Origin of the sequence: Rhodovulum sulfidophilum DSM 1374 (assembly GCF_001633165.1) — a bacterium.
GTDB lineage: Bacteria > Pseudomonadota > Alphaproteobacteria > Rhodobacterales > Rhodobacteraceae > Rhodovulum > Rhodovulum sulfidophilum.
Genome location: NZ_CP015418.1, coordinates 650,358 through 675,027, shown reverse-complemented (window position 1 = coordinate 675,027; position 24,670 = coordinate 650,358). Strand labels below are relative to the sequence as shown.

The 24,670-nt window shown below is 67.0% G+C and carries 25 protein-coding genes; 17 read left to right on the top strand and 8 right to left on the bottom strand.

The window, feature by feature from the left end; translation table 11 throughout:
* The gene (locus A6W98_RS03340; RefSeq protein WP_042457902.1) at positions 1-549 is read left to right on the top strand and encodes a nucleotide exchange factor GrpE; all 549 of its coding nucleotides are present in this window, start codon (positions 1-3) and stop codon (positions 547-549) included.
* Positions 550-612: 63 nt separating this feature from the next.
* Here the strand turns inward: A6W98_RS03340 and mutS are convergent, their stop codons facing one another.
* A complete protein-coding gene (gene mutS, locus A6W98_RS03335) occupies positions 613-3,243 on the bottom strand; it encodes a DNA mismatch repair protein MutS (protein ID WP_042464470.1) in 2,631 nt (876 codons plus the stop codon).
* Positions 3,244-3,443: 200 nt separating this feature from the next.
* Between mutS and A6W98_RS03330 the strand changes: the two genes are divergently transcribed.
* On the top strand, positions 3,444-4,115 hold the full coding sequence (locus A6W98_RS03330) for a YrbL family protein (RefSeq protein ID WP_168161803.1): 672 nt from the start codon (positions 3,444-3,446) through the stop codon (positions 4,113-4,115).
* A 15-nt stretch (positions 4,116-4,130) separates the two neighbouring features.
* Positions 4,131-6,389, top strand: coding sequence for an NADP-dependent malic enzyme (locus tag A6W98_RS03325; RefSeq protein ID WP_042457898.1), 2,259 nt, complete (start codon positions 4,131-4,133; stop codon positions 6,387-6,389).
* Between the two features lie 4 nt (positions 6,390-6,393).
* Here A6W98_RS03325 and msrA read toward each other — a convergent pair whose 3' ends face one another.
* Both msrA and A6W98_RS03315 read right to left on the bottom strand, forming a co-directional pair.
* Positions 6,394-7,059 carry a peptide-methionine (S)-S-oxide reductase MsrA gene (gene msrA, locus A6W98_RS03320; protein WP_042457895.1) on the bottom strand — a complete coding sequence of 222 codons (666 nt, stop codon included), beginning with the start codon at positions 7,057-7,059 and terminating at the stop codon, positions 6,394-6,396.
* 136 nt (positions 7,060-7,195) lie between these two features.
* Positions 7,196-8,428, bottom strand: a complete 1,233-nt coding sequence (locus A6W98_RS03315) for an argininosuccinate synthase (RefSeq protein WP_042457892.1) — start codon at positions 8,426-8,428, stop codon at positions 7,196-7,198.
* 129 nt (positions 8,429-8,557) lie between these two features.
* On the opposite strand from A6W98_RS03315, the gene ilvA reads away from it, so the two are divergent.
* A complete protein-coding gene (ilvA, locus tag A6W98_RS03310; RefSeq protein WP_042464465.1) occupies positions 8,558-9,805 on the top strand; it encodes a threonine ammonia-lyase IlvA in 1,248 nt (415 codons plus the stop codon).
* 19 nt (positions 9,806-9,824) lie between these two features.
* Here ilvA and A6W98_RS03305 read toward each other — a convergent pair whose 3' ends face one another.
* Positions 9,825-10,154, bottom strand: coding sequence for an Hpt domain-containing protein (locus A6W98_RS03305; RefSeq protein ID WP_042457890.1), 330 nt, complete (start codon positions 10,152-10,154; stop codon positions 9,825-9,827).
* 165 nt (positions 10,155-10,319) lie between these two features.
* On the opposite strand from A6W98_RS03305, the gene A6W98_RS03300 reads away from it, so the two are divergent.
* Positions 10,320-11,579 carry a PP2C family protein-serine/threonine phosphatase gene (locus tag A6W98_RS03300; RefSeq protein ID WP_042457887.1) on the top strand — a complete coding sequence of 420 codons (1,260 nt, stop codon included), beginning with the start codon at positions 10,320-10,322 and terminating at the stop codon, positions 11,577-11,579.
* Here the strand turns inward: A6W98_RS03300 and A6W98_RS03295 are convergent.
* A complete protein-coding gene (locus A6W98_RS03295; RefSeq protein ID WP_042457884.1) occupies positions 11,576-12,022 on the bottom strand; it encodes an NUDIX domain-containing protein in 447 nt (148 codons plus the stop codon). The genes A6W98_RS03300 and A6W98_RS03295 overlap by 4 nt on opposite strands.
* 75 nt (positions 12,023-12,097) lie before the next feature.
* Between A6W98_RS03295 and hslO the strand changes: the two genes are divergently transcribed.
* The 6 genes from hslO to A6W98_RS03265 all read left to right on the top strand — a co-directional run bounded on the left by hslO (position 12,098) and on the right by A6W98_RS03265 (position 18,538).
* The gene (gene hslO, locus A6W98_RS03290) at positions 12,098-13,102 is read left to right on the top strand and encodes an Hsp33 family molecular chaperone HslO (protein WP_042457881.1); all 1,005 of its coding nucleotides are present in this window, start codon (positions 12,098-12,100) and stop codon (positions 13,100-13,102) included.
* Positions 13,092-13,688, top strand: coding sequence for an NUDIX hydrolase (locus A6W98_RS03285; RefSeq protein ID WP_042457878.1), 597 nt, complete (start codon positions 13,092-13,094; stop codon positions 13,686-13,688). The genes hslO and A6W98_RS03285 overlap by 11 nt, the downstream gene beginning before the upstream one ends.
* Positions 13,685-14,854: a CCA tRNA nucleotidyltransferase gene (locus A6W98_RS03280; protein WP_042457875.1), complete on the top strand. Its 1,170-nt coding sequence runs from the start codon at positions 13,685-13,687 to the stop codon at positions 14,852-14,854. Before A6W98_RS03285 ends, A6W98_RS03280 begins: the two co-directional genes overlap by 4 nt.
* 71 nt (positions 14,855-14,925) lie before the next feature.
* Positions 14,926-16,767, top strand: coding sequence for an ABC transporter ATP-binding protein (locus A6W98_RS03275; protein WP_042457872.1), 1,842 nt, complete (start codon positions 14,926-14,928; stop codon positions 16,765-16,767).
* Positions 16,764-17,975 (top strand): class I SAM-dependent RNA methyltransferase, encoded by a 1,212-nt coding sequence (locus A6W98_RS03270; RefSeq protein ID WP_042457869.1) that lies wholly within the window; start codon positions 16,764-16,766, stop codon positions 17,973-17,975. Before A6W98_RS03275 ends, A6W98_RS03270 begins: the two co-directional genes overlap by 4 nt.
* A 68-nt stretch (positions 17,976-18,043) precedes the next feature.
* Positions 18,044-18,538: a L,D-transpeptidase family protein gene (locus tag A6W98_RS03265; protein WP_155734702.1), complete on the top strand. Its 495-nt coding sequence runs from the start codon at positions 18,044-18,046 to the stop codon at positions 18,536-18,538.
* Positions 18,539-18,577: 39 nt separating this feature from the next.
* Here A6W98_RS03265 and dalA read toward each other — a convergent pair whose 3' ends face one another.
* Positions 18,578-19,114 carry a divisome-associated lipoprotein DalA gene (gene dalA / locus A6W98_RS03260; protein ID WP_042457866.1) on the bottom strand — a complete coding sequence of 179 codons (537 nt, stop codon included), beginning with the start codon at positions 19,112-19,114 and terminating at the stop codon, positions 18,578-18,580.
* Positions 19,115-19,285: 171 nt separating this feature from the next.
* Between dalA and A6W98_RS03255 the strand changes: the two genes are divergently transcribed.
* Together A6W98_RS03255 and A6W98_RS03250 are read left to right on the top strand one after the other, a co-directional pair.
* Positions 19,286-19,873, top strand: a complete 588-nt coding sequence (locus A6W98_RS03255) for a L,D-transpeptidase (protein WP_042464462.1) — start codon at positions 19,286-19,288, stop codon at positions 19,871-19,873.
* Between the two features lie 135 nt (positions 19,874-20,008).
* Positions 20,009-20,197 (top strand): hypothetical protein, encoded by a 189-nt coding sequence (locus tag A6W98_RS03250; RefSeq protein WP_042457864.1) that lies wholly within the window; start codon positions 20,009-20,011, stop codon positions 20,195-20,197.
* Positions 20,198-20,306: 109 nt separating this feature from the next.
* Here the strand turns inward: A6W98_RS03250 and hemH are convergent, their stop codons facing one another.
* Both hemH and A6W98_RS03240 read right to left on the bottom strand, forming a co-directional pair.
* On the bottom strand, positions 20,307-21,398 hold the full coding sequence (hemH, locus tag A6W98_RS03245; protein ID WP_143540815.1) for a ferrochelatase: 1,092 nt from the start codon (positions 21,396-21,398) through the stop codon (positions 20,307-20,309).
* 76 nt (positions 21,399-21,474) lie between these two features.
* Complete coding sequence (locus A6W98_RS03240) at positions 21,475-22,320, bottom strand: methyltransferase domain-containing protein (protein WP_042457861.1); 846 nt, start codon at positions 22,318-22,320, stop codon at positions 21,475-21,477.
* Between the two features lie 60 nt (positions 22,321-22,380).
* Here A6W98_RS03240 and A6W98_RS03235 point away from each other — a divergent pair, with 60 nt between their 5' ends.
* Genes A6W98_RS03235 through A6W98_RS03220 form a run of 4 tightly spaced genes read left to right on the top strand, consistent with a single transcriptional unit; the run spans position 22,381 to position 24,647 of the window.
* A complete protein-coding gene (locus A6W98_RS03235; RefSeq protein ID WP_231098357.1) occupies positions 22,381-23,085 on the top strand; it encodes a double zinc ribbon domain-containing protein in 705 nt (234 codons plus the stop codon).
* Between the two features lie 35 nt (positions 23,086-23,120).
* The gene (grxC, locus tag A6W98_RS03230) at positions 23,121-23,378 is read left to right on the top strand and encodes a glutaredoxin 3 (protein ID WP_042457855.1); all 258 of its coding nucleotides are present in this window, start codon (positions 23,121-23,123) and stop codon (positions 23,376-23,378) included.
* Positions 23,379-23,382: 4 nt separating this feature from the next.
* On the top strand, positions 23,383-24,213 hold the full coding sequence (locus A6W98_RS03225; protein WP_042457850.1) for a carbon-nitrogen hydrolase family protein: 831 nt from the start codon (positions 23,383-23,385) through the stop codon (positions 24,211-24,213).
* A gap of 47 nt (positions 24,214-24,260) precedes the next feature.
* Positions 24,261-24,647, top strand: coding sequence for a MarR family winged helix-turn-helix transcriptional regulator (locus A6W98_RS03220; RefSeq protein ID WP_202923993.1), 387 nt, complete (start codon positions 24,261-24,263; stop codon positions 24,645-24,647).
* The last annotated feature ends 23 nt before the right edge of the window (positions 24,648-24,670 follow it).

The following is a 24,670-nucleotide window of genomic DNA, read 5'->3' as shown; positions in this document are numbered from 1 at the left end:
ATGGCAGAACCTGAAAAGACCGAATTCGACGACGTTGCGACCGAGACCGCAGCCGAAACCGAAACCCCCGAAATCACCCCGGAGGAAGTCGAGGCTTTGAAGGCCGAACGGGACGAGCTTCGCGACCGTTTCATGCGGGCGCTGGCCGATGCCGAGAATGCCCGCAAGCGCGCCGACCGCGACCGGCGCGAGGCCGAGGATTACGGCGGCTCGAAACTCGCGCGCGACATGCTGCCGGTCTATGACAACCTTTCGCGCGCGCTCGAGGTCGTCACCGATGAACAGCGCGAGGCGAATGCGGCCCTGCTCGAAGGGGTCGAACTGACCCTGCGCGAGCTTCTGAACGTCTTTGCCAAGCATGGCATCGAACGGGTGGCCCCTGAAGCGGGCGACAAATTCGATCCGCAGCTGCATCAGGCGATGTTCGAGGCCCCGGTGCCCGAGACCAAGGCCGGCGACATCATCCAGGTGATGGCCGTCGGGTTCATGCTGCATGACAGGTTGCTGCGCCCGGCCCAGGTCGGCGTGTCTTCGACGCCTGCCGCCTGAGAACGGATTGTTTCACGGGAAACGCCCGGCCGATCGGTCGGGCGTTTTTCTTTGCAAAAGGCCCTATTCCGGCCGGGCCAGCGCTTTCAGCTCGTAGATCAGATCCAGCGCCTCGCGCGGGCTCAGCTCGTCGGGATGGATCGCCGACAGCCGTTCGTCCAGCGGCGCGGGGCCTTCGGGGGCAGAATGCGACGGCTGCGGGATCGCCGCGGCCGAGAACAGCGGCAGATCGTCGATCAGGGCCGAAGGCGAGCGTCCGCCCTCGCGTTCTCCCCGCTCCAGGGCGTCAAGCACGACCCGCGCGCGCTCGACGACGCTGTCGGGCAGGCCCGCCAGCCGCGCCACCTGCACCCCGTAGGAGCGGTCCGCCGCGCCCTTGCGGACCTCGTGCAGGAAGATCACGTCGCCTTCCCATTCCTTGACCGCCACGGTGGCGTTCTCGACGCCCGACAGCTTCTGCGTCAGCGCGGTCATCTCGTGGTAATGGGTGGCGAAAAGCGCGCGGCAGCGGTTCGCGTCATGCAGATGTTCCAGCGTCGCCCAGGCGATCGACAGCCCGTCATAGGTGGCGGTGCCGCGTCCGATCTCGTCGAGGATCACCAGCGCCCGGTCGTCGGCCTGATTGAGGATCGCTGCGGTCTCGACCATCTCGACCATGAAGGTCGAGCGCCCGCGCGCCAGATCGTCCGCCGCGCCGACCCGGCTGAAAAGCTGCGATACCAGTCCGATATGGGCCGAGGCGGCGGGCACGAAGCTGCCCGCCTGCGCCAGCAGCGCGATCAGCGCGTTCTGGCGCAGGAAGGTCGATTTGCCCGACATGTTGGGCCCGGTCAGCAGCCAGATCGCGGCGCCGCTTCCGGCCTCGGCCAGATCGCAGTCATTGGCGATGAAGGGGGTGCCGCCCTGACGCCTCAGCGCGCGTTCGACCACCGGATGGCGACCGCCGGTCACGGCAAAGGCGCGGCTGTCATCGACCTCGGGCTCGCACCAGTCCTCGCCCCGCGCCAGATCGGCAAGGCCTGTCGCAAGGTCGATCTCGGCCAGTGCCGCGGCGGCCTGACCGGCGGGCCCTGCATGGTTCAGAACGGCGGATTTCAGGCTGTCATAGAGCCGCTTTTCGATTTCCAGCGCCCGGTTTCCGGCATTCAGGATACGGGTTTCCAGCTCGGACAGCTCGACAGTCGTGAAACGCAGCGCATTGGCCGTGGTCTGGCGGTGGATGAAGGTATCCGACAGCGGCGGCGACAGCATCCGTTCGGCATGGGTGGCGGTGACCTCGATGAAATAGCCCAGCACGTTGTTGTGCTTGATCTTCAGCGAGGAAATGGCGGTTTCCTCGACGAAGCCCGCCTGCATCCGCGCGATCACGCCACGGCCCTCGTCGCGCAGCGTGCGCGCCTCATCCAGGTCTTCGTCGAAGCCCGTGGCGATGAAACCGCCGTCGCGGACCAGAAGCGGCGGTTCGGCCACCAGAGCCCGGTCGAGCAGATCGCAAAGCTCGTCATGCCCGGTCAGCGCCGCCCGCGCCCCGGTCAGCGTTTGCGGCAGGTCGTCGCCCAGAAGCCCGGCAACGTCGCTTGCCTGGGCCAGCCCGTTGCGGATCGCCGCCAGATCCCGCGGCCCGCCCCGGTCGAGCCCGAGCCGCGACAGCGCCCGGTCGATATCGGGACATTTCCGCAGGCTGTCGCGCAGGGCGGCGCAAAGCGCCGTATCCCCGACCAGCGCCCGGACCGCCGCCAGCCGCGCATGGATCGTCGGCAGATCGCGCGAGGGGCTGGAAAGCCGCCGTTCCAGCAGCCGCGCGCCCGCGGCGGTGACGGTGCGGTCGATGGCCGCCAGCAGGCTGCCCTCGCGGCCGCCGGAAAGGCTTGCCGTCAGTTCCAGATTGCGCCGGGTCGCGGCGTCGATCTGCATGGTGCCGCCCATCGCCTCGCGCACCGGCGGGCGCAGGAGCGGCAGCTTGCCCTTCTGGGTGATCTCCAGATAGTCGACCAGCGCGCCCATCGCCGACATCTCGGCCCGCGAGAAGGTTCCGAAACCTTCGAGCGTGCCCACCGAGAATAGCCCTGTCAGCCGCGTCTCGGCCGAACTGCTGTCGAAGCTCGCGCGTGACAGCGGGGTGACCGCAGCACCGGATTCAGAGACTATTTCGGCCCAATCCCGTTCTGTCGCCTCGTTCAGAAGCACTTCGCGCGGGGCCAGCCGCGCGAGTTCGGCGCCCAGCCGCACGCCCGGGCAGCCCATCGCGCGAAAGGCGCCGGTCGAGATGTCGACCCAGGCCAGCGCGGCCTCGCCCCGGACCTCGGCAAAGGCGGCGAGGAAGTTGTGGCGCCGCGCCTCCAGCAGGCTTTCCTCGGTCAGCGTGCCCGGCGTGACCAGCCTGACCACGTCGCGCCGGACCACCGATTTCGAGCCGCGCTTCTTGGCCTCGGCGGGGTCTTCCATCTGTTCGCAGACCGCGACCCGGAACCCTTTGCGGATCAGCGTCAGCAGATAGCTTTCGGCAGCATGGACGGGCACGCCGCACATCGGGATGTCCTCGCCCTGATGCTTGCCGCGCTTGGTCAGCGCGATGTCCAGCGCCTGGGCCGCAGCCACGGCGTCATCGAAGAACATCTCGTAGAAGTCACCCATCCGGTAGAACAGCAGCGCTGCGGGATTGGCGGACTTGATCTCGAGATATTGCGCCATCATCGGCGTCACGGTGCTGGGCGTATTGCTCACCCGATCTCTCCCTGGACTGATGCGCCGGACCCTAGAGAACGTCACAACCGAGGAAAAGAGGGATCGCTCGCCCTATCGCCCGGACCGAGCGACCCAGTGCCATATTGTGACAGGTCTGTCAGTACGTTAGGGACATGCGGCCTCAGCGAGACGATGAATTTGGTGCCGGTATGCTATTGAATCGAAAACCCCTTGTCCTGCGGGACAAGCCACTGGTCGCACGCGGCAACAAGCGCGCGCTGTTTTTCATCGACGGCTATCCCGATGTCGTGGTCAAGGTGGTTCTGCCCCGCGAGGACGGCACCAACATGGCCGGGTCCAAACGCTTGCTGCGCCGGTTTCTGCCCTCGACCAACTATCGGTTCCTGTTCCGCGAATACAAATGCTACCTGGCGGCCAAGCTGGCGCAGGCCGGCCAGTCCGGCGCCCTGCCGATCATCGAGCTGCGAGGGTTGGTGCAGACCGATCTGGGGCCGGGGATGATCGAGGAACTGATCAAGGATGGTGAGGGAAACCCGGGCACCAGCTTGCGCCAGATGATCCAGCGCAAGGTGTTCCAGGAGCACCATCTGGAGCTGTTGAACGATTTCGTGCGGCGGATCTTTGCGTGGCGCGTTCGCGCAAATGATCTGAACCCGAGCAATATTCTTTTTGGCCAGAGGGCCGGAATTTCCCAATTCGTGCTTGTTGACGGCCTCGGGGACAGTCATCTAATTCCGTTACGAACTTGGTCCGGCCACCTCAACGAGCGAAGCCTGTGCAAACGCTTTGAGGATACGAGCCGCGTGACCGGATTGACCTGGGATGCGAAAGACCGCGTTTTCGGCCTTCCGCGCCGTTAGATAAGGATCTGCGCCTTGAGCAAGAAGAGCCGCCCGACCCCTGAAGAGGCGCTGAGTTATCATATCGATCCCGTGCCGGGGAAATACGAGATCGTGGCGACCAAGCCCATGACCACCCAGCGCGACCTCAGCCTGGCCTACAGCCCGGGCGTGGCGGTGCCGGTCCAGGCCATCGCCGATGCCCCCGAAACGGCCTATGACTACACCTGCAAGGGCAACATGGTCGCCGTCATCTCGAACGGCACCGCGATCCTCGGCATGGGCAATCTGGGCGCGCTGGCCGCGAAGCCGGTGATGGAGGGCAAATCGGTCCTGTTCAAGCGCTTCGCCGATGTGAACGCGGTCGATATCGAGCTGGACACCGAGGACCCGGAGGAGATCATCCGGGCGGTGCGGCTGATGGGGCCGGCCTTCGGCGGCATCAATCTCGAGGACATCAAGGCGCCCGAGTGCTTCATCATCGAGCAGCGGCTCAAGGAAGAGATGGACATTCCGGTCTTCCATGACGACCAGCACGGCACCGCGGTGATCTGCGCGGCGGGGCTGCTCAACGCGCTGCACCTGTCGGGCAAGAAGATCGAGGATTGCCGGATCGTGCTGAATGGCGCGGGTGCGGCCGGGATCGCCTGTCTCGAACTCATCAAGGCGATGGGGGCCCGGCACGACAACTGCATCGCCTGCGATACCAAGGGTGTGATCTATCAGGGCCGCACCGATGGCATGAACCAGTGGAAATCGGCCCATGCCGCCGATACCGAGGCCCGCACGCTGGAAGAGGCGATGGTGGGGGCGGATGTCTTCCTCGGCGTCAGCGCCAAGGGCGCGGTGACGCCCGAGATGGTGGCCTCGATGGCAGATAACCCGGTGATCTTCGCGATGGCGAACCCCGATCCCGAGATCACGCCCGAAGAGGCGCAGGAGGTCCGGCCCGACGCCATCGTCGCGACCGGGCGGTCGGATTACCCGAACCAGGTCAACAACGTTCTGGGCTTTCCCTATCTCTTCCGCGGCGCGCTCGACATCCATGCCCGGGCGATCAATGACGAGATGAAGATCGCCTGTGCCGATGCGCTGGCGGCCCTGGCGCGCGAGGATGTGCCCGACGAGGTCGCCATGGCCTATGGCAAGAAGTTGACCTTCGGCCGCGACTACATCATCCCGACGCCCTTCGATCCGCGCCTGATCTACACCATCCCGCCGGCGGTTGCGCGTGCCGGGATGGATACCGGCGTGGCCCGGCGGCCGATCGTCGATATCGAGGATTACGAACATCGGCTGAAGGCGCGGATGGACCCCACCGCCTCGGTCCTGTCGGGGATCGCGGCGCGCGCCAAGGCCGCACAGGCGCGGATGATCTTTGCCGAAGGCGACGACGAGAGGGTGCTGCGCGCCGCTGTCAGCTATCACCGTGCGGGCTACGGTCAGGCCCTCGTGGTCGGCCGCGAGGCCGAGGTGAGGGAAAAGCTCGAACAGGCCGGCCTGGGCGATGCCTATCGCGAGATCGAGGTGGTCAATGCCGCCAATACCCGCCATCTAGAGGCCTATCGCTCGTTCCTGTATCAGCGGCTGCAGCGCAAGGGCTTCGACACCCATGACATCAACCGGCTTGCCGCGCGCGACCGGCATGTGTTCTCGGCGCTGATGCTGGCGCATGGCCATGGCGATGCGCTGGTGACCGGGGCGACGCGCAAATCGGCCCATGTGCTCGAGCTCATCAACCATGTCTTCGATGCCCGCGCCCAGGACGGTGCGGTCGGCATCACCGCGCTTCTGCACAAGGGCAAGATCGTCTTCATCGCCGATACGCTGGTCCATGAATGGCCCGAGGAAGAGGATCTGGCCAATATCGCGGTCCATGCCGCCGAAGTGGCGCGCAGCCTCGGCATCGAGCCGCGGGTGGCCTTCCTCAGCTTCTCGACCTTCGGCTATCCGGTCAGCGAGCGCGCGACCAAGATGCATCGCGCCTCCGAGGTACTGGCGAAACGCGGGGTCGATTTCGAATTCGACGGCGAGATGACCGTCGATGTGGCGCTGAACCCGACCGCGATGGCGCGCTATCCGTTCTGCCGCCTGTCGGGACCGGCCAATGTGCTGGTGGTGCCGGCCCGGCATTCGGCCTCGATCTCGGTCAAGCTGATGCAGGAAATGGCGGGGGCCACGGTGATCGGTCCGATCCTCGCGGGCGTCGAGAAGCCGATCCAGATCTGTTCCACGGTCTCGACGGTCAACGACATCCTGAACATGTCGCTGCTGGCGGCCTGCGAAGTGGGCTGAGCCCTCACGACCCGGCGAAGGGGGCTGCGTCGCCCCAGAGTGCGCGCACCCTCTCGTCGCGGCCGCAGGCCTTGCGGTAGAGCTTGTAGGCCTCGGCCTTGGTCTTCGGCCCGAAGCGGGTCAGGATCAGCGCGCGGCTCCGGTAATAGTCCTGGTGATAGGCCTCGGCCGGCCAGAAGGTCGCGGCGGGCCGGATCTCGGTCGCGACTGGCGCGCCGAGGGCCTGTCCGGCGTCGGCCTTCGCCTGTTCGGCCACGCGTCTTTCGGCCGGATCAGAGACGAAAATTGCGGTCGTATAGGTCTTGCCCCGGTCGCAGAACTGGCCGCCCGCATCGGTCGGATCGACCGAACGGAAGAACAGCGAGACAAGCTTTTCATAGCTGATGACGGCCGGGTCATAGGTGATCTCGACAGCCTCGACATGGCCGGTGCCGCCGCGCGCCACCTGCCGGTAGCTCGGGTCCTCGACATCGCCGCCGGTATAGCCCGAGACCACCCCGCTCACGCCCGGAACGCTTTCGAAATCGGCCTCGACGCACCAGAAGCAGCCGCCCGCGAAGATCGCCGTTTCCGCCTCGGCGGCTCTGGCCTTGGCGCCCTCGGCCATGTAGCCGAGCACGAGCGCGCAAATCAGCAGGACCGGTTTTATCGTCTTGAGGGACATCGCCATGGCCGGTCTTCCTTTGCCCGTCTTCCTTTTCCGCTTCGGGAAGAAGGATAGGCATCCGGCAAATGGCCGTGAAACCCACAAGCGCGTGAGCTCACGAAGGCGGGACCGGCACGGTTTGGCCGGTCCCGCGAAGGGCTCAGCCCTTGAGCTTGCGGTTCCGCATCGCCAGCAGCCGCAGCCGCAGCGCGTTCAGCTTGATGAAACCGGCGGCGTCCTTCTGGTCATAGGCGCCCGCGTCATCCTCGAAGGTGACGTGGCTTTCGGAATAGAGCGAGGCCTCGGACCAGCGGCCGACGGTGCGTGCCGAGCCCTTGTAAAGCTTCAGCCGGACGGTGCCCGAGACATGCTCCTGGCTCTTGTCGATCAGCGCCTGCAGCATCTCGCGTTCGGGGCTGAACCAGAAGCCGTTATAGATCAGCTCGGCATATTTCGGCATCAGCTCGTCTTTCAGATGCGCCGCGCCGCGGTCCAGCGTGATCTGCTCGATGCCGCGATGGGCTTCCAGCAGGACGGTGCCGCCGGGGGTCTCGTAGATGCCGCGCGACTTCATGCCGACGAAACGGCCCTCGACCAGGTCCAGCCGGCCGATGCCATGCTTGCCGCCCAGCTCGTTCAGCTTGGTCAGAACGGTTGCAGGCGACATCGCCTCGCCATTGATCGCGACCGCGTCGCCCTTCTCGAAGGTCACTTCGATGAATTCGGGCTCGTTCGGGGCGTCCTCGGGATTGACCGTGCGCTGATAGACATAGTCGGGCGCGTCCTCGGCGGGGTTTTCCAGAACCTTGCCCTCGGAGGAGGTGTGCAGAAGGTTCGCATCGACCGAGAAGGGCGCCTCGCCGCGCTTGTCCTTGGCGATCGGGATCTGGTTCTGTTCGGCGAAGTCCAGAAGCTTGGTGCGGCTGGTCAGGTCCCATTCGCGCCAGGGGGCGATGACCTTGATGTCGGGGTTCAGCGCATAGGCGGCCAGTTCGAAGCGCACCTGGTCGTTGCCCTTGCCGGTGGCGCCATGGGCCACCGCATCGGCGCCGGTCGCCTCGGCGATCTCGATCAGCCGCTTGGAGATCAGCGGGCGCGCGATCGAGGTGCCCAGGAGGTACAGCCCCTCATAGACCGCGTTGGCCCGGAACATCGGGAACACGAAGTCGCGGACGAATTCCTCGCGAAGATCCTCGATGAAGATCTCCTTGGCGCCCATCATCTCGGCCTTCTTGCGGGCGGGTTCCAGCTCTTCGCCCTGACCGAGATCGGCGGTGAAGGTGACCACCTCGCAGCCATATTCGGTTTGCAGCCATTTCAGGATGATCGAGGTGTCGAGCCCCCCCGAATAGGCCAGGACAACTTTCTTGGGCGCGGTTTTCGGCGTGGACATGGGGCCACCTTTCGACTGTCGGACAACGCGCGGCGGATAGCCCTTTTCCGGCGACAGGGCAAGGGAACCCGCGATATGGGGACCTCGGCGCCGCTTGCACCCGGTGCCGATCCGCGCCAATGCTGCGCCATGACCGATTTCGCCGCAAAGGCCCGTGCTGCCGAAAAGGCGATGCGCGCGCTGTTCCCGCCCACACCGCTGCAACGCAACCTGCATCTGTCCGAACGCTACAAGGCCGATATCTGGCTCAAGCGCGAGGACCTCAGCCCGGTGCGGTCCTACAAGCTGCGCGGTGCCTTCAACGCCATGCGCAAGGTGCTGGCGGCGGCGGACGAGCCGCCGGTCTTCGTCTGTGCGAGCGCGGGCAACCATGCCCAGGGCGTGGCCTTCGCCTGCCGCCATTTCGGCGTGCGCGGCGTGATCTTCATGCCGGTGACGACGCCGCAGCAGAAAATCGGCAAGACCCGCCTGTTCGGCGGCGACAATATCGAGATCCGGCTGACCGGCGATTATTTCGACGACACGCTGGCCTCGGCCCAGGGCTATTGCCGCGAGGTCGGGGGCCATTTCCTCGCCCCCTTCGACGACGAGGACGTGATCGAGGGCCAGGCCTCGGTCGCGGTCGAGCTGATGTCGGTGCTTTATCACACGCCCGACATGGTGATCCTGCCGGTGGGCGGCGGCGGTCTGGCGGCCGGGGTGGTGTCGTTCCTGCGCGAGACCGCGCCCGGGATCGGGTTCCGCTTCGTCGAGCCGGTGGGCGGCGCCTCGCTGACCGCGGCGCTGGCCGAGGGCGCGCCGGTGACGCTGCCCGGGGTCGACACTTTCGTCGACGGGGCGGCGGTGGCGCGGATCGGGGCGCGGACCTTCGACCGGCTTAAGGGCATCGACCCGGCGCATGTGCTGCGCGCGCCCGAGGACCGGGTCTGCACCACCATCCTCGAATTGCTGAATGTCGAGGGGATCGTGCTGGAGCCCGCCGGCGCGATGTCGATCGACGTGTTGCCCGAGCTTGCCGACGAGATCGCGGGCAAGTCGGTGATCTGCGTCACCTCGGGCGGCAATTTCGATTTCGAGCGGCTGCCCGAGGTCAAGGAACGCGCCCAGCGGTTTTCCGGGCTGAAGAAGTATTTCATTCTGCGGATGCCGCAGCGGCCCGGCGCGCTGCGCGACTTTCTCGACCTGCTGGGACCGCAGGACGATATCGCCCGGTTCGAGTATCTCAAGAAGTCGGCCCGCAATTTCGGCACTGTCCTGATCGGGATCGAAACCGCCGAAGCCCGCAATTTCAGCGCGCTCTTCGCGCGCATGGACGCGCAGGGCCTGACCTATCGCGACATCACCGACGACCCGACGCTGGCCGATTTCCTGATCTGACCGGGGGCCGGGATCCGGGTCAGGCGACGTCGCGCCGGGTCCGGGCCCGGGTCAGAAGCTCGGCCTTCGAGCCGGCATAGGCCGCAAGCAAGGGCGCGAGATCGATGCTTTCGCGTTGCGCAAGCTGATGCTCGATGCCCTGGCAGCGCATGCAGAAATCCCTCAAGCCGAGATTGAGCGCCGAGCCGCGCACGAAATGCAGGTCGGCCGCCAGATCGGCCGGGTCGCGTTCCGGGTCCAGACGGCCGATCACCTCGTCGACCTCTTCGAGAAACAGTTCCAGCACCTCGTCGAAGGCGTCTTCGCCGACTTCGCAACGCAATTCGTCAACGCGAGTCCAGTCGATCATCACACATACTCCATCGGCTTGTCCTATCCGTTCCGGGATCCGACGCTAAGGAACACGGCTTAACGTCTTCTTATCCCTACCCGGGCAGATGGGTCGAATTCGCACATTCATGGGGCGTTAAGTCGACGCCTTTATGCACGATCGCAGATCAGGACCGGGACTCCCGTGAACGCCCAGCCAGACACGCATCCTCTCGACCCGACCGGTTCCAGCCTCGTCCGGCTGGTGCTTCTGGTCGATGACAGCCGCCTGCAGCGGCGTATCCTGCGCGCCTTGCTGGAGCGTTGGGGATATGACGTCGCCGAATGCGGTTCGGGCGAGGAGGCGCTTGAGATCTGTCGCGCGCAGCCGGTCGACCTGATCATCAGCGACTGGATGATGCCGGGCATGGACGGGCCCGAATTCTGCCGGGCCTTCCGGGCTCTGCCGCGCGAAAGCTACGGTTATTTCATTCTGCTGACCTCGAAATCCGAAACCGTCGAGATGATCCACGGGCTGGATGTCGGGGCCGATGAATTCCTCACCAAGCCGGTCAATTCCAGCGAGCTGCGCGCGCGCATCGCCTCGGGCGAACGCATCCTGAGGATGGAACATCAGCTGCGCGACAAGAACCGTCAGCTGACCGACGCGCTGGCCGAGTTGCGCACGCTTTACGACGCGCTCGACCGCGATCTGGCCGAGGCCCGCAAGTTGCAGCAATCGCTGGTGCCCGAACGCCACCGCCGGTTCGGCGCCTCCGAAGTGTCGCTGCTTTTGCGCCCCTGCGGCCATGTCGGCGGCGATCTGGTCGGTTTCTTTCCTGCCGGTCCCGGCGAGGTCGGGCTGTTCTCGGCCGATGTCTCGGGTCATGGCATCAGTTCGGCCATGCTGACCGCGCGTCTGGCCGGGCTTCTGGGCTCGCGCTCGCCCGACCAGAACATCGCGCTGGAACCCGCGCCCGGCGGGCAGTACCGCGCCCGCCCGCCCGAGGAGGTCGCCGCGCATCTCAACAGGCTGTTCCTCGAGGATATCGAGACCGAGCATTACTTCACGCTTCTGCTGGCCATCGTGACGCTCGATACCGGGCGGATGCGCTTTGTCCAGGCGGGCCATCCGCATCCGGTGCTGTGTCGGGCCGATGGCAGCCTCGATTGTCTCGGCGATGGGGGCCTGCCGCTCGGGCTGATCCCGGGCGCCGGTTTCGAGGGCTGCGAGGTCGGGCTGCGGCCGGGCGACCGGCTGCTTCTGGTCTCGGACGGTATCACCGAATGCCCGGCTCCGGACGGCGCGCAGCTTGGCGATGACGGGTTGCGGTTCCTGATCGAGACCCATGCCGCCACGCGCGGCCCGGCCTTTCTCGATGCGATCCAGGCGGGGCTGACCTTCTTTGCCGGGCGAGACGAGTTTCCCGATGACGTCTCGGCGGTCCTGTTCGAGTTCGGCTAGCGGATCTGCCCCAGCCAGCGATGCAGCATCGCGCGGTCGCCGGCATTGCCCAGCCGCCCGAGCGCCATGTCGGGCGGCATCCAGACGGCGGTATGGCCGGGCTCGCCCGGCGCACCATGGGGGCGGACGGGCCGGCCCAGATAGACGGTGCAGAGCTTCTCGGCCCAGATCTCGTATTCGGGCATGAAGGTGAAACGGCGGAACGCGCCCAGCCTGCGCCGCAGCGCGATTCGCCAGCCGGTTTCCTCGAAGACTTCGCGATGCAGCGCCTGGATCGGCGATTCGCCCAGATCGATGCCGCCGCCCGGAAGCTGGTATTCCGGAACCGGCGCCTGTTGATGGGTCAGCAGCAGCATTCCGTCGCGTTCGAGCAGCGCATAGGCGCCCGGCCGGAACCTGTAGCGCCGGTCGCGTTGCACCGTCTCGCCGTATCTCCGGATCATCGCCGCCTCTTTGTGCTTGCCTTTCCGCCTCTATATAAGGCGGGTATGGCAAGGCCCAGACCCCAAGGAAACCCCATGTCCATCGGATCGCAGATCGCCTGGGACGATACCGTCCTGCCCTTCCAGCTTGACCGCAGCGATGTGCGCGGACGGGTCGCCCGTCTGGACGGCGTGCTCGACCGCGTGCTGGCGCAACATGACTACCCGCCCGCCATCGAGGCGCTGGTGGCCGAGACCGCCTTGCTGACCGCGCTGATCGGCCAGACCATCAAGCTGCGCTGGAAGCTCAGCCTGCAGGTGCGCGGCGACGGTCCCGCGCGGCTGATCGCGACGGATTACTACGCGCCCACCGAAGACGGTGCCCCGGCGCGGATCCGCGCCTATGCCAGTTTCGACGAGGATCGGCTGGATGCTGGGGCCGACCCGTTTTCGCAGATCGGTCAGGGTTATTTCGCCGTGCTGCTCGACCAGGGCGCGGGGACGGTGCCTTATCAGGGCATCACGCCGATTTCCGGGGGCTCGCTTTCGGCCTGTGCAGAGACCTATTTCGCGCAGTCCGAACAGCTTCCCACCCGTTTCGCGCTCAGTTTCGGCCGCGCGATCCTGCCCGGGGCGGACAAGGACGAACACTGGCGCGCGGGCGGGGTGATGCTGCAGATGATGCCCAAGGCCTCGATCCCGCAGACCCCCGAGGGCGGCAGCGGCGACGAGGGTCTGCTGCAGGCCGAGGACATGCTGGAAGGCGATCAGGCCGAGAACTGGAGCCGCGCCAATATCCTGCTCGACACGGTCGAGGAGATCGAGCTGGTCGGCCCGCGCGTGCATCCGACCGATCTGCTGGTGCGGCTGTTTCACGAGGAACGGCCCCGCGTCTTCGACCCGCAGCGGGTGCAGTTCGGCTGTACCTGCTCCGAGGACCGGGTGCGGCAGAGCCTGTCGATCTATTCGGCCAAGGATATCGGTCACATGACGACGCCCGAGGGTATCGTCACCGCCGATTGCCAGTTCTGCGGCGCGCATTACGAGCTTGACCCCGCGACGCTCGGCTTCGAGGCGGAGAAGGACCCCGATGCCGAGTGATCCGTTCGACGGGCTCGCCGCGGCGCTGGCCCGGCCGGGATGCGAGACCTCGGATCATGACCTGAACCCCGGTTTCGTCCTGCCCGAGGGCCGGGTGCTGCGCCCGGCGGCGGTGCTGGTGGCGTTCTGGCCCGCGCCGGGCGGGACCCGGCTGGTGCTGACGAAACGCTCGTCCCGGCTCAAGCATCATCCCGGCCAGATCGCCTTTCCCGGCGGCAAGCTCGAGCCGGGCGAGGATGCGCCCCGGGCGGCGCTCCGCGAGGCCCGCGAAGAGATCGGCCTGCCCGAGGCCGGCGTCGAGATCCTCGGCACGATGCCGCCGCATGAGACCGTGACCGGCTTTACCGTCACCCCCGTTCTGGGCCGGATCGCCGAGGATTTCCCGCGTATCCCCGAGGCGGGCGAGGTCGACGAGGTGTTCGACGTGCCTTTCGCGCATGTCAGCGACCCGGCCCGCTTTTCGATCCAGTCCCGGATGTGGCGCGGCCAGCGGCGCTATTATTACACGGTGCCCTACGGCCCCTATTACATCTGGGGCGCGACCGCGCGCATCCTGCGCGCGCTGGCCGAGCGGGTCTCTGCGTGACCCGGGTCTCGGGCGACCCATTCTTCGCCGATCACACCCAGGCGGTCTGTGCGCTGCTGACGGATGCCGGATACCGGGCGCTGTTCGTCGGTGGCTGCGTGCGCAACGCGCTGCTCGGCGTCGCCGTGAGCGATATCGACATCGCCACCGATGCCCGTCCCGGCAAGGTGATGGAGCTGGCCCAGGCGGCCGGTCTGAAGGCGGTGCCGACCGGGTTCGACCATGGCACGGTGACGGTGGTGGCAGCGCATGTCCCGCATGAGGTGACGACCTTCCGCCGCGATGTCGAAACCTTCGGGCGTCGGGCGGTGGTGGCCTTTGCCGACAGCCCCGAGGAAGACGCCCGGCGCCGCGACTTCACCATGAACGCGCTTTACGCCACCCCCGCGGGCGAGGTGCTGGACCCGCTGGGCGGCATGCCCGACCTGCGGGCGCGGCGGCTGCGCTTCATCGACGATGCCGATGCCCGCATCCGCGAGGATTATCTGCGGATCCTGCGTTTCTTCCGGTTCCATGCCTGGTATGGCGATCCGTCGAACGGGCTCGACCCCGAGGGGCTGGCCGCCTGCGCCACGAATTCGGCCGGAATAGAGACGCTTTCCTGCGAAAGGATTGGCGCCGAACTGAAGAAGCTGCTGGCCGCGGCCGATCCGGGGCCGAGCATCGCGGCGATGGCCGCGACGGGCGTTCTGGCGCGGACCCTTCCCGGAGCCGATCCGCGGGTGTTGCCGGTCCTGATCCATTTCGAAGCGGCGCTGGCGCTCGCCCCCGATCCGATCCGGCGGCTGGCGGCGCTGGGCGGCGAGGACGTGGCCGGGCGGCTGCGGCTGAGCAAGGCCGAGGCCAGGCGGCTCGGCCGTATTGTCGAGGGCGCGGCGGCGGGCGAGGGACCGGCGGTGCTGGCCTATCGTGTCGGGCCCGAGGTGGCACGGGACGCGGCCCTGCTGCGTGCGGCTTCGCTGGGTTTGGACTTGCCCGAAGGTCTCGGGGCCGAGATCGCGCGTGGCGCCCAAGCGCGCTTTCCGGTCGCGGCCGCCGATCTGATGCCGCGGTTTTCCGGACCCGCGCTGGGACAGATGCTGAAGCGTCTTGAGGCGGACTGGATCGCGTCGGACTTCCGGCTCGACCGCGCGGCGCTGATCGCCCTGGCGGGGCGCGGCGACTAGGACCGGGAACCTGGTTTCCCGGGGGCGGGGGCGGCGCTAGAGTGCGGCGAGTTTCCGCGAGGCGTGATCCCATGTTCCGGTATTTCGAAAACCTGATCGACCCCTATGCGCCGCATGCGCAGACGGACACCCCGCCCAACCGGTTATGGCCGTTCCTGGCGGCCTATATGCGGCCCTTCCGCAAGGTCTTCGCGATCGCCGCGGTGCTGTCGCTGCTGAGCGCCTTCGTCGAGATATGGCTGATCGACGTGATGGGGCGGCTGGTCGACATTCTGTCCTCGGGCGCGCCCGAGCAGGTCTGGCACGAGCACGGGGCGGCCCTGATCGGTCTGGCGCTGTTCATCCTGATCCTCCGGCCCTTGATACAGGCCCTGGACGCGGCGGTGCTGAACAACGCGATCATGCCGAATTTCGGCGCGCTGATCCGCTGGCGGGCGCATTCCCATGTGTTGCGTCAGTCGGTCGGCTGGTTCGAGAACGACTTTGCCGGTCGCATCGCCAACCGGCAGATGCAGACCCCGCCCGCGGCGGGCGAGGCGGTGTTTCAGGTCTTCGACGCGATTGCCTATGCGCTGGCCTATTTCGGCGGCGCGCTGGTTCTGCTGGGCCAGGCCGATCCGCGGCTGATGCTGCCCTTGCTGATCTGGCTGGGGCTTTACGCGGCGCTGGTGCGCTGGACGATGAAAAATGTCGGCGTGGCCTCGAAGGCTTCGTCGGATGCCCGAAGCACCCTGACCGGGCGGGTGGTCGATGCCTATACCAACATCCATTCGGTCAAGATGTTCGCCCATCACGACCGCGAACTGACCTATGCCCGCGAGGCGATCGAAGGGTTGCGCAAGGCCTTCGGCACCGAGATGCGGATCATCACCACCATGGATGTGGCGCTGGTGGTGCTGAACGGGCTCTTGATCGTGGGGGTCGTGGGCTGGGCCATCGCGCTGTGGATGCAGGGGCAGGCCAGCGTCGGCGTGGTGGCGGCGGCGACGGCTCTGACGCTCCGGCTGAATTCGATGACCGGCTGGATCATGTGGGCGATGTCGAGCTTCTTCCGCTCGCTCGGTGTCGTCGCCGAGGGGATGGAGACCATCGCCCAGCCGATCGCTCTGGTCGACGCCCCCGACGCGACCGACCTGGAATTCCGCGAGGGGCGGGTCGAGTTCCGGTCCCTGACCCATCATTACGGGCGCGGCTCGGGCGGGCTCGAGGGGGTCGAGCTGGCGCTGAAACCGGGCGAGAAGGTGGGGCTGGTGGGCCGCTCGGGCGCCGGTAAATCGACCCTCGTCAAGCTGCTTTTGCGGTTCTACGATCCCGAGGCCGGGCAGATCCTGATCGACGGTCAGGACATCTCCCGCGTCACCCAGGAAAGCCTGCGCCGACAGATCGGCATGGTCGGTCAGGATGCCAGCCTGATGCATCGCTCGGTGCGCGAGAACATCCTCTATGGCCGCCCCGAGGCCGGCGAGGAGGAGATGATCGCGGCGGCGAAACGGGCCGAGGCGCATGACTTCATCCTCGATCTGAAGGATCCCGAGGGGCGCCGCGGCTATGACGCCCATGTCGGCGAGCGGGGCGTCAAGCTTTCGGGCGGCCAGCGGCAGCGGGTGGCGCTGGCCCGGGCGATCCTGAAGGACGCGCCGATCCTGGTGCTGGACGAGGCGACCTCGGCGCTCGATTCCGAGGTCGAGGCGGTGATTCAGCAGACGCTGTACCGGGTGATGGAGGGCAAGACCGTGATCGCCATCGCGCACCGGCTGTCGACCATCGCCCATATGGACCGGATCGTGGTGCTGGAGGACGGTCGCATCGCCGAGGATGGCAGCCATTCCGAGTTGCTGGCGAAAGACGGGCTTTACGCACGGTTCTGGGCACGGCAATCGGGGGGCTTCATCGGCACGGAGGCGGCGGAATGAGTCATCTGGTGGAGCGGTTGTCGCTGCGGGGAGAGGGGCTGACCGGCGACGGTCTGACCGTGGCGCTGGCCTTGCCCGGCGAAGAGATCGAGGGCGTGCCCGAGGAGGGCCGCATCGCCCGGCCGCGGATCGTGACGCCGGTCGTCGAGCGGGTGCGGCCGCCCTGTCGCCATTTCGCCTCCTGCGGTGGTTGTGCGCTGCAGCATGGCTCGGACGCCTTCGTTGCGGGCTGGAAGACGCAGGTGGTGGAACGGGCGCTGACCGGGCAGGGGCTCGGGGCATCCGTGCGGCCGATCCTGACCTCGCCCCCCGCCAGTCGGCGGCGCGCGGTGCTGTCCGGGCGGCGGACCAAGAAGGGTACGCTGGTGGGGTTTCATGCCCGCGCCTCGGAGGTGCTGGTCGAGATCCCCGATTGCCGCCTGCTGCATCCCGACCTGATGGCCGCTCTGCCTGCCTGCGAGGCCGCGACCCTGCTGGGCGCCTCGCGCAAGGGCGCGCTGAGCATCGCACTGACCCGGTCGGAGGACGGGGTCGACATGGCGGTCGAGGAGGCCAGGCCGCTCGATACCGGGCTGCGGATGGATCTGGCGGCGCTGGCCGAGACCCACGATCTGGCACGGCTGAGCTGGAATGGCGAGCAGCTGGCCGAGCGGCGCCCGCCGCGGCAGGCAATGGGGCGCGCCCATGTGGTGCCGCCCGCGGGCGCCTTCCTGCAGGCGACCGAGGCCGGGCAGGCGGCGCTGACCGACGCGGTCGGCACGGCGCTGGGCGGGGTGCGGTCGGTGGCCGATCTGTTCGCGGGCTGCGGAACCTTCACCCTGCCGCTGGCCGCGACCGCCGAGGTTCATGCGGTCGAGGGATCGGCGCCGATGCTGGCCGCGCTCGACCGTGGCTGGCGCGGCACGCCGGGGCTGAAACGGGTGACGACCGAGGCCCGCGACCTCTTCCGCCGCCCGCTGCTGGCCTCGGAACTGGCCCGGTTCGAGGCGGTGGCGATCGATCCGCCGCGCGCCGGGGCCGAGGCGCAATGCGCCGAGATCGCCCGGTCGGACCTGGCCCGGGTGGCGATGGTTTCGTGCAATCCGGTGACCTTCGCCCGCGACGCGAAACGGCTCTGTTCCGGCGGGTTCCGGATCGACTGGGTGCAGCCGGTCGACCAGTTCCGCTGGTCGGGCCATGTCGAGCTGGTGGCGCAGTTCTCGCGCTGAACCCGCTTTCTGCCGAGGGCCGTATCGGCTAGACTATGGCAAAACACCAAGGGCGCGAGCAGAGCCACATGATCGACCGACGCGCGTTTCTGACGCTGACCGCCATGGCGGCCCTTGCGGGCTGCGGTTCGAAATTCAAGACCTATCGCGGCCCCGAGGTCACCCGTGTCGTGGTGATGAAGGGCCAGCGGATGATGTACCTGCTGCATCACGATCAGGTGCTCAAGGCCTATCCGATTTCGCTGGGATATGCGCCCGCGGGACCGAAACAGGTCGAGGGAGACGGCAAGACGCCGGAGGGGCGCTATCATATCGACCGCCGTAATCCCGACAGCCAGTATCACCTCTCGGTCGGGATCTCCTACCCGAACGAGGCCGATATCGAGACCGCCAAGGCGCTTGGCATGAAGCCGGGCGGCGACATCTTCATCCATGGCCGGGCGAAGGAAAACCGCCGCCGCACGGATGACTGGACGGCGGGCTGCATCGCGGTCAGCGACAGCGAGATGGAAGACATCTATGCGATGGTGCGCGACGGCACGGTGATCGACATCTTCCCGTGAAAGACGCCCGGGGACGGAACAGGCCTGTCCCCGCCGCGATCAGGCGTCGGGGGCGGCCGCGTCGCGCTGGCCGGTGACCAGCGTCCACCAGATCTTGCCGTTCATTTCCTGATAGAAGGCGAAGCCCAGATCGGTCGCCTGCGGATCGAGGATGATGTTCCGGGTGTCGGATTCCTCCATCCAGGCGGCCAGCGTCTCGAGTTCGGTCTCGTAGGTCTCCGAGATGTTCTCGCCGCGCAGATGGCCCTGATAACCGGCCCGGGCCACACGCTCGAGCGGCGAGGAGCCGTCCGATCCGAAATGCCAGGGCCTGTTCTGCACCGACATGTCGCGCGAATGGGTGGCAGCGGCCGCGTTCAGCCGCGAGTCGAGTTCGAGCGGCGCGATCCCGCGAGCCTGGCGAAGCGCGTTGACCGAGTCGAGCATCCGGTACTGGATCTTGCCCTGGTCGGCGCGCGAGATCCGGTAGACCTGCGGCAGGGGTTTTCCATCCGGTCCGATCCGGACCTCGTTTCCGGTCGAGCAGGCGGAGAGCGCGAAGAGAACGGCCAAGAGGCCCAGAGCCGATCGTATCATAAGAAAAACCCCAACAGACGTTCCTTCGGTCTTTAGCGGCTTAGGGGTGTGTGTTCAAACGCTTCGCGCGGCGATCCGCCGGAAGTGATGCCGGATTGAATTGCTCTGCCCGGTGCGTGATCCTATGGTCTGACCGGACTGCCAGAAATGATGCGACATGCGGAGCGCAAGATGACGACCCGTTCGACCCGCGGCCTCAGCCGCCGCAATTTCCTTGCCGGGACGGCCCTGGCCGTAACCGCCGGACCTGCCCTGGCCAATACCACCGAGATCGAGCCCGAGCTCACCGACATGGTGCGCCGCAACATCTCGAGCTTCAGGGCGCTTGACTGGCGGCCCTATTTCGCGAGCCTGAAGAACGGCGCGATCCTCGTCGACGTCAAGTCGCGGGCGCTGCATTTCTGGTCGGAGGACGGCACGATCTACAAGCTGTACCCGACCTCGGTGCCGCTGTCCGAGGACCTGACCCGGCTCGGGCGCACCAGCGTCGTGCGCAAGGTCGAGGGCCCCAGCTGGCGGCCGACCCCGGCGATGAAGAAGCGCAATCCCGAATGGCCCGACTTCGTGCCGCCGGGCCCGGAAAACCCGCTGGGAACGCATGCGCTCTATCTCGGCTGGACCTATTACCGGATCCATGGAACCCACGACACCCGCAAGATCGGGCGGCGCTCGTCGAACGGCTGCATCGGCCTTTTCAACGAGGACATCGCCGAGCTCTTCGGCCTGGCCAAGGTGGGCACGCAGGTGTTGCTAATTTGACGACATCGGCCGGTGTCTTGCGGGCAAGCCGTTCGGGCCGATTGCTAAAATCCGGGCCCATCCCTTACAGAGAAATTACATGTGTAGGATGCCGCGCAGGGAAGAGCCTTTGCGCTGCTGTTACAGGAGAGACAGATGAAGAAACTCGCCCTCGCCGCTGCTTTTGCCGCGACCGCCGCGACCGCCTCGACCGCCTTCGCCGGCAGCTATGCCGAGCCCGTGATCGAACCGGAAGTGATCGTCCAGGACACCTCGTCCTCGGCCCAAGGCGTGATCGTGCCGCTTCTGGCCCTGATCCTCGTCGCCGCCGTCGCGTCGAACTGAGATCTGTCCGAAAGGACGGGAAAAGGCGGTGGCCGCGTGCCACCGCCTTTTTCTTTGCCCATTAACTTGTTTTGCCGTTCCTATGCCCGGCCGTCGGGCCGGGCGCGCCTCAGTCGGCCCAGCCGCGCAGGTTGACCTTCACGATCTCGCTCAGCGCCCGGATATGGGCGTCGTCATCGTTGAGGCAGGGAATATAGGTGAACTTCTCGCCACCGGCCTCCTCGAAGCTCTCGCAGATCTCCTCGTTGATCTCTTCGAGCGTCTCGATGCAGTCGGCCGAGAAGGCAGGCGCGATCACCGCGATCCGCTTCTTGCCGGACTTTGCCAGCCGCGCCACTTCCTCGACGGTATAGGGCTGAAGCCATTCCTCGGGACCGAAGCGTGACTGGAAGGTCGTGGTGATGCGGCTGTCATCCCAGCCGAGCCGTTCCTTCAGCAGCCGCGTCGTCTTCAGGCAGTGACAGTGATAGGGGTCGCCCTCGGTCAGATAGCGCTGCGGCACGCCGTGATAGGAACAGACCAGGATGTCGGGTTCCTGCTCGGCCGCGGCATAGGCCCGCTCGACCGAGGCGGCCAGCGCCGAGATGTAATGCGGGTTGTCGAAATAGGTGCTGACGGTACGCGCGTCGGGTTGCCATTTCTCGTCCATCAGCGCCTCGAAGAAGCTGTCGCAGGCGGTGGCCGAGGTGGTGCCGGAATATTGCGGGTAGAGCGGGAAGAACAGGATCTTCTGGCAGCCCTTCTTCAGCATCGAGCGGACCTTGGCCCGGGTCGAGGGATTGCCGTAGCGCATGCAGAAATCGACCACGATCTTCTCGCCATAGGCTGCCTTCAGCTCGGCCTCGAGCTTGGCGGTCTGGGCCTTGGTGATCGTCATCAGCGGGCTTTCGTCGGCCTCGTGATTCCAGATCGAGCGGTAGTTCTCGCCCGAGGCGAAGGGCCGTTTGGTCAGCACCACCAGCTGCAGGAGCGGCTGCCAGATCCAGCGCGAATAGTCGATCACCCGCTTGTCCGAGAGGAATTCGTTCAGGTAACGGCGCATCGACCAGTAATCATAGCCGTCGGGCGTGCCGAGATTGGCCAGCAGAACGCCGATCCGCTCGGGGGGAACCGGCGGATGGTCTTCGGGCCCGTGCTCGGGCCGGGCCCCTGTCAGGCCGGAGGTCGCGGAGCTGGCTCCGCCCTCTTTGGAATCGAACATCTTTTCGGTCCCGGTATCGCTTCTGTCGAGCCTCAAACTCTGAATCCTCCCGGAAATATACAGATTCCAACGCGGGTCAATCGGAACCACCGTCGTTGCGCTCGCCGGGCTGCGGCGCGGCCCTGTTCAGCGCATCGGCCAGACGCATGCGCGCCGAACCGGGTTTCAAAGCCTGCGGTTGGGTTTCGGCGGGCGCCCACCCGGTAAGGTAGATCATTTCGACCGTTGCGGGGATGCGGCCATCCGGCATGGTATGGAATTCCGCATAGCGCCTGGCGGCCTCGGAAAACAGCCGGCGCGGCGCGGTGCGGCGGTGGCGCGCGGCCAGGGCATTGGTCTCTCCCATCGCGCGGAGATCGCGCATCAGGTGATAGGCGCTTTGATAAGTCACGGAAAATTCGGCGCAATCCGCAACCGGAAGGGCAAGGCCCGCGCGTTGCAGCAGGGCACCGAGATCGCGGATCTCGGCCATGGGCAGCACCCGGGGCGAGAGCCCGCCCAGCGTGGCGGCCTCGGCCTCGGCAAGCACCGCGCGCAGTTCCTGCAGGCTGCGGCCGCCGAACATGACCCCGAGGAAAAGCCCGTCGGGCTTCAAGGCGCGGCGGCACTGGATCAGCTGACCGACCGGGTCATTGGCCCAGTGCAGGGTCAGGGCATGGATCACGAGATCGTGCGCGCCGGGGGCCAGGTCGAGCGTCTCTTCGGCCGGAACCATGCGTGCTTCGGGCAGGAGCCCCTGCCAGGCTTCGGCGAAAGGGGTGACCACGGCGGGTGCCGTAAAGGTTCTGTTAACCTCGATCAGCCTCTCCTTGATCTCGTCGGCCGCCGCCTCGTGCAGGAACAGCGCGGGCCCTGCCTTCAGGGCCCGGGCGCGGTGAAGCGCAAGGGCCTGGCGGTCGGTAAGGTCGGGCGGTCGGGTCATCTTGGCTCCGGCAGGTTGCCCGGCGCTATGTAGGGGACCGGGACGATGTTGCAAAGCGCGATGCGACTCATCTACCCGCCGCGCTGTGTGGCCTGTGGCGAGCCGGTCGAGCGTGACCACGCGCTTTGCGCCCGCTGCTGGGGCGAGCTGGACTTCGTGACCGGGCTGGTCTGCGACGCCTGCGGGCTGCCGCTGCCCGGCGAGGAGGCGGATGATCCGGTCTGGTGCGACGACTGTCTGTCGGCGCCCCGGCCCTGGGCGCGGGGGCGGGCGGCGTTGCTGTATCGCGGCCGGGCGCGGGGGCTGGTGCTGGCCTTCAAGCATGGCGACCGCACCGATCTGGCCCGGGCCGCCTCGGGCTGGATGCTGCGCGCCGGGCGGCCGATCCTCGGGCCCGGCATGCTGGTCGCGCCGGTGCCGCTGCATCGCTGGCGGCTTTTGCGGCGGCGCTACAACCAGTCGGCGCTGTTGTCGCGGGGCGTGGCCGAGGGCGCCGGCGCCGAGCATTGCCCCGACCTGCTGGTCCGGCTGCGCGCCACCCGCCCCCAGGAAGGCATGAATGCCGAGGCCCGCGCCGCCAACCAGGCCGGGGCGATCGCGGTCGGGCTGCGCCACCGCGGGCGGGTTGCCGGGCGCACGGTCCTGCTGATCGACGACGTGATGACCTCGGGGGCGACGCTCGGCGCCGCGGCCGGGGCCTGTCTGGCCGCCGGCGCCGCCGAGGTGCGGGTGCTGGTTCTGGCCCGCGTTGCGAAAGCCGACTGAAAACCTATAGTCTCGGCAAAACTTCAGGAGCCTTCATGCAAACGGTTGAAATCTACACGACGTCCAGCTGCGGCTATTGCCATGCCGCCAAGCGGCTGCTCGACGGCAAGGGCGTATCCTATGCCGAATTCGACGTGACCGCCGATCCGGGCCTGCGCCAGCAGATGATGGAACGGGCCGATGGCGGCTATACCGTGCCGCAGATCTTCATCGGCGAGACCCATGTCGGTGGCTGCGACGACCTCTACGACCTTGAGCGGGCGGGTAAACTCGACCCGCTCCTGGCGGGATAGGCCGATGCGCGCGGCGCTGATCCAGATGACGTCCTCGGACCTGCCGGAAGAGAATATCGGCCAGGTGCGCGAGCTGGTGCGCGAGGCGGCGGCGGGCGGCGCCGGGATGGTCCTGACCCCCGAGGTGACCAACTGCCTTTCGACGAGCCGGGACTGGCAGCGGAATGTGCTGACGGAAGAGGCCGAGGATCCGACCCTGGCGGCGCTGCGGCAAGAGGCCGCGTCGCTGGGGATCTGGCTGCTGATCGGTTCGCTCGGGCTGAAGACGACGGATCCGGACGGTCGCTTTGCCAACCGCTCGATCCTGATCGAGCCCGGCGGCGGCATCGTCGCCCGCTATGACAAGATCCACATGTTCGATGTCGAGATCAGCGCGACCGAGACCTTCCGCGAATCCGACGGCTACCGCCCCGGCGCGCGCGCGGTCCTGGCGCCGACGCCGTTCGGGGCGGTCGGCATGGCGATCTGCTACGACCTGCGCTTCGCGCATCTGTTCCGGGCGCTGGCCAAGGCGGGGGCCGAGATCCTGACCGTGCCCGCCGCCTTTTCGCCGGTGACGGGCGCCGCCCATTGGGAGCCGCTGCTGCGCGCCCGCGCGATCGAGACCGGCTGCTATGTGCTGGCGCCTGCGCAATGCGGGCTGCATCCGGCCTCGCAGGGGCAGTCGCGGCGGACCCATGGCCACAGCCTGGCGGTCTCGCCTTGGGGCGAGGTGCTGGCCGATGGCGGCGAGGCGCCGGGGATCTCCTATGTCGAGCTCGACCGCGAGGAGGTGGCGCGGGCCCGGGCGCGGGTGCCCTCGATCACCCATGACCGGGGTTTCGAGGGGCCGTGAACGAGATCAGCGAGAGCCTGCTCGTGACGCTGTTCAGCGAGATCTTCATGGCCGATCAGCTGGCGCGGAACCGGATTTCGAAGGCCCTGCCCAAGGGGATGGAGATCAGTCACTTTTCCGTGCTGAACCATCTGGCGCGGCTGAACGAAGAGCGCAGCCCGGCGCAGCTGGCGGCGGCCTTCCACGTCACCCGGGGCGCGATGACCAACACGCTGACCCGGCTGGAATGGGCGGGGCATGTGCATATCCGGCCCGACTGGGACGATGCGCGGCGCAAGATGGTCTCGATCAGCCCGTCCGGGCGCTCGGCGCGGGAGGTCGCGATCCAGGCGGTGGCGCCGGTCCTGGCCGAGGCGGTGGCCGATATCGGCGAGGACCGGCTGAAGGCGGCGCTGACGGTGTTGCGGATGCTTCGGCAGAAGCTGGAAGGCTAGGGGCGGCGGCCAGGCAGGTCGGG

Excerpts from the sequence above, each read along its gene's own strand:
- A6W98_RS03340 (WP_042457902.1), top strand. The coding sequence starts at position 1 with ATGGCAGAACCTGAAAAGACCGAATTCGACGACGTTGCGACCGAGACC.
- mutS (WP_042464470.1), bottom strand. The coding sequence starts at position 3,243 with ATGATGGCGCAATATCTCGAGATCAAGTCCGCCAATCCCGCAGCGCTG.
- A6W98_RS03330 (WP_168161803.1), top strand. The coding sequence starts at position 3,444 with ATGCTATTGAATCGAAAACCCCTTGTCCTGCGGGACAAGCCACTGGTC.
- msrA (WP_042457895.1), bottom strand. The coding sequence starts at position 7,059 with ATGGCGATGTCCCTCAAGACGATAAAACCGGTCCTGCTGATTTGCGCG.
- A6W98_RS03315 (WP_042457892.1), bottom strand. The coding sequence starts at position 8,428 with ATGTCCACGCCGAAAACCGCGCCCAAGAAAGTTGTCCTGGCCTATTCG.
- ilvA (WP_042464465.1), top strand. The coding sequence starts at position 8,558 with ATGACCGATTTCGCCGCAAAGGCCCGTGCTGCCGAAAAGGCGATGCGC.
- A6W98_RS03305 (WP_042457890.1), bottom strand. The coding sequence starts at position 10,154 with ATGATCGACTGGACTCGCGTTGACGAATTGCGTTGCGAAGTCGGCGAA.
- A6W98_RS03295 (WP_042457884.1), bottom strand. The coding sequence starts at position 12,022 with ATGATCCGGAGATACGGCGAGACGGTGCAACGCGACCGGCGCTACAGG.
- hslO (WP_042457881.1), top strand. The coding sequence starts at position 12,098 with ATGTCCATCGGATCGCAGATCGCCTGGGACGATACCGTCCTGCCCTTC.
- A6W98_RS03285 (WP_042457878.1), top strand. The coding sequence starts at position 13,092 with ATGCCGAGTGATCCGTTCGACGGGCTCGCCGCGGCGCTGGCCCGGCCG.
- A6W98_RS03275 (WP_042457872.1), top strand. The coding sequence starts at position 14,926 with ATGTTCCGGTATTTCGAAAACCTGATCGACCCCTATGCGCCGCATGCG.
- A6W98_RS03270 (WP_042457869.1), top strand. The coding sequence starts at position 16,764 with ATGAGTCATCTGGTGGAGCGGTTGTCGCTGCGGGGAGAGGGGCTGACC.
- A6W98_RS03265 (WP_155734702.1), top strand. The coding sequence starts at position 18,044 with ATGATCGACCGACGCGCGTTTCTGACGCTGACCGCCATGGCGGCCCTT.
- dalA (WP_042457866.1), bottom strand. The coding sequence starts at position 19,114 with ATGATACGATCGGCTCTGGGCCTCTTGGCCGTTCTCTTCGCGCTCTCC.
- A6W98_RS03255 (WP_042464462.1), top strand. The coding sequence starts at position 19,286 with ATGACGACCCGTTCGACCCGCGGCCTCAGCCGCCGCAATTTCCTTGCC.
- A6W98_RS03250 (WP_042457864.1), top strand. The coding sequence starts at position 20,009 with ATGAAGAAACTCGCCCTCGCCGCTGCTTTTGCCGCGACCGCCGCGACC.
- hemH (WP_143540815.1), bottom strand. The coding sequence starts at position 21,398 with ATGTTCGATTCCAAAGAGGGCGGAGCCAGCTCCGCGACCTCCGGCCTG.
- A6W98_RS03240 (WP_042457861.1), bottom strand. The coding sequence starts at position 22,320 with ATGACCCGACCGCCCGACCTTACCGACCGCCAGGCCCTTGCGCTTCAC.
- A6W98_RS03235 (WP_231098357.1), top strand. The coding sequence starts at position 22,381 with ATGCGACTCATCTACCCGCCGCGCTGTGTGGCCTGTGGCGAGCCGGTC.
- grxC (WP_042457855.1), top strand. The coding sequence starts at position 23,121 with ATGCAAACGGTTGAAATCTACACGACGTCCAGCTGCGGCTATTGCCAT.
- A6W98_RS03225 (WP_042457850.1), top strand. The coding sequence starts at position 23,383 with ATGCGCGCGGCGCTGATCCAGATGACGTCCTCGGACCTGCCGGAAGAG.
- A6W98_RS03220 (WP_202923993.1), top strand. The coding sequence starts at position 24,261 with ATGGCCGATCAGCTGGCGCGGAACCGGATTTCGAAGGCCCTGCCCAAG.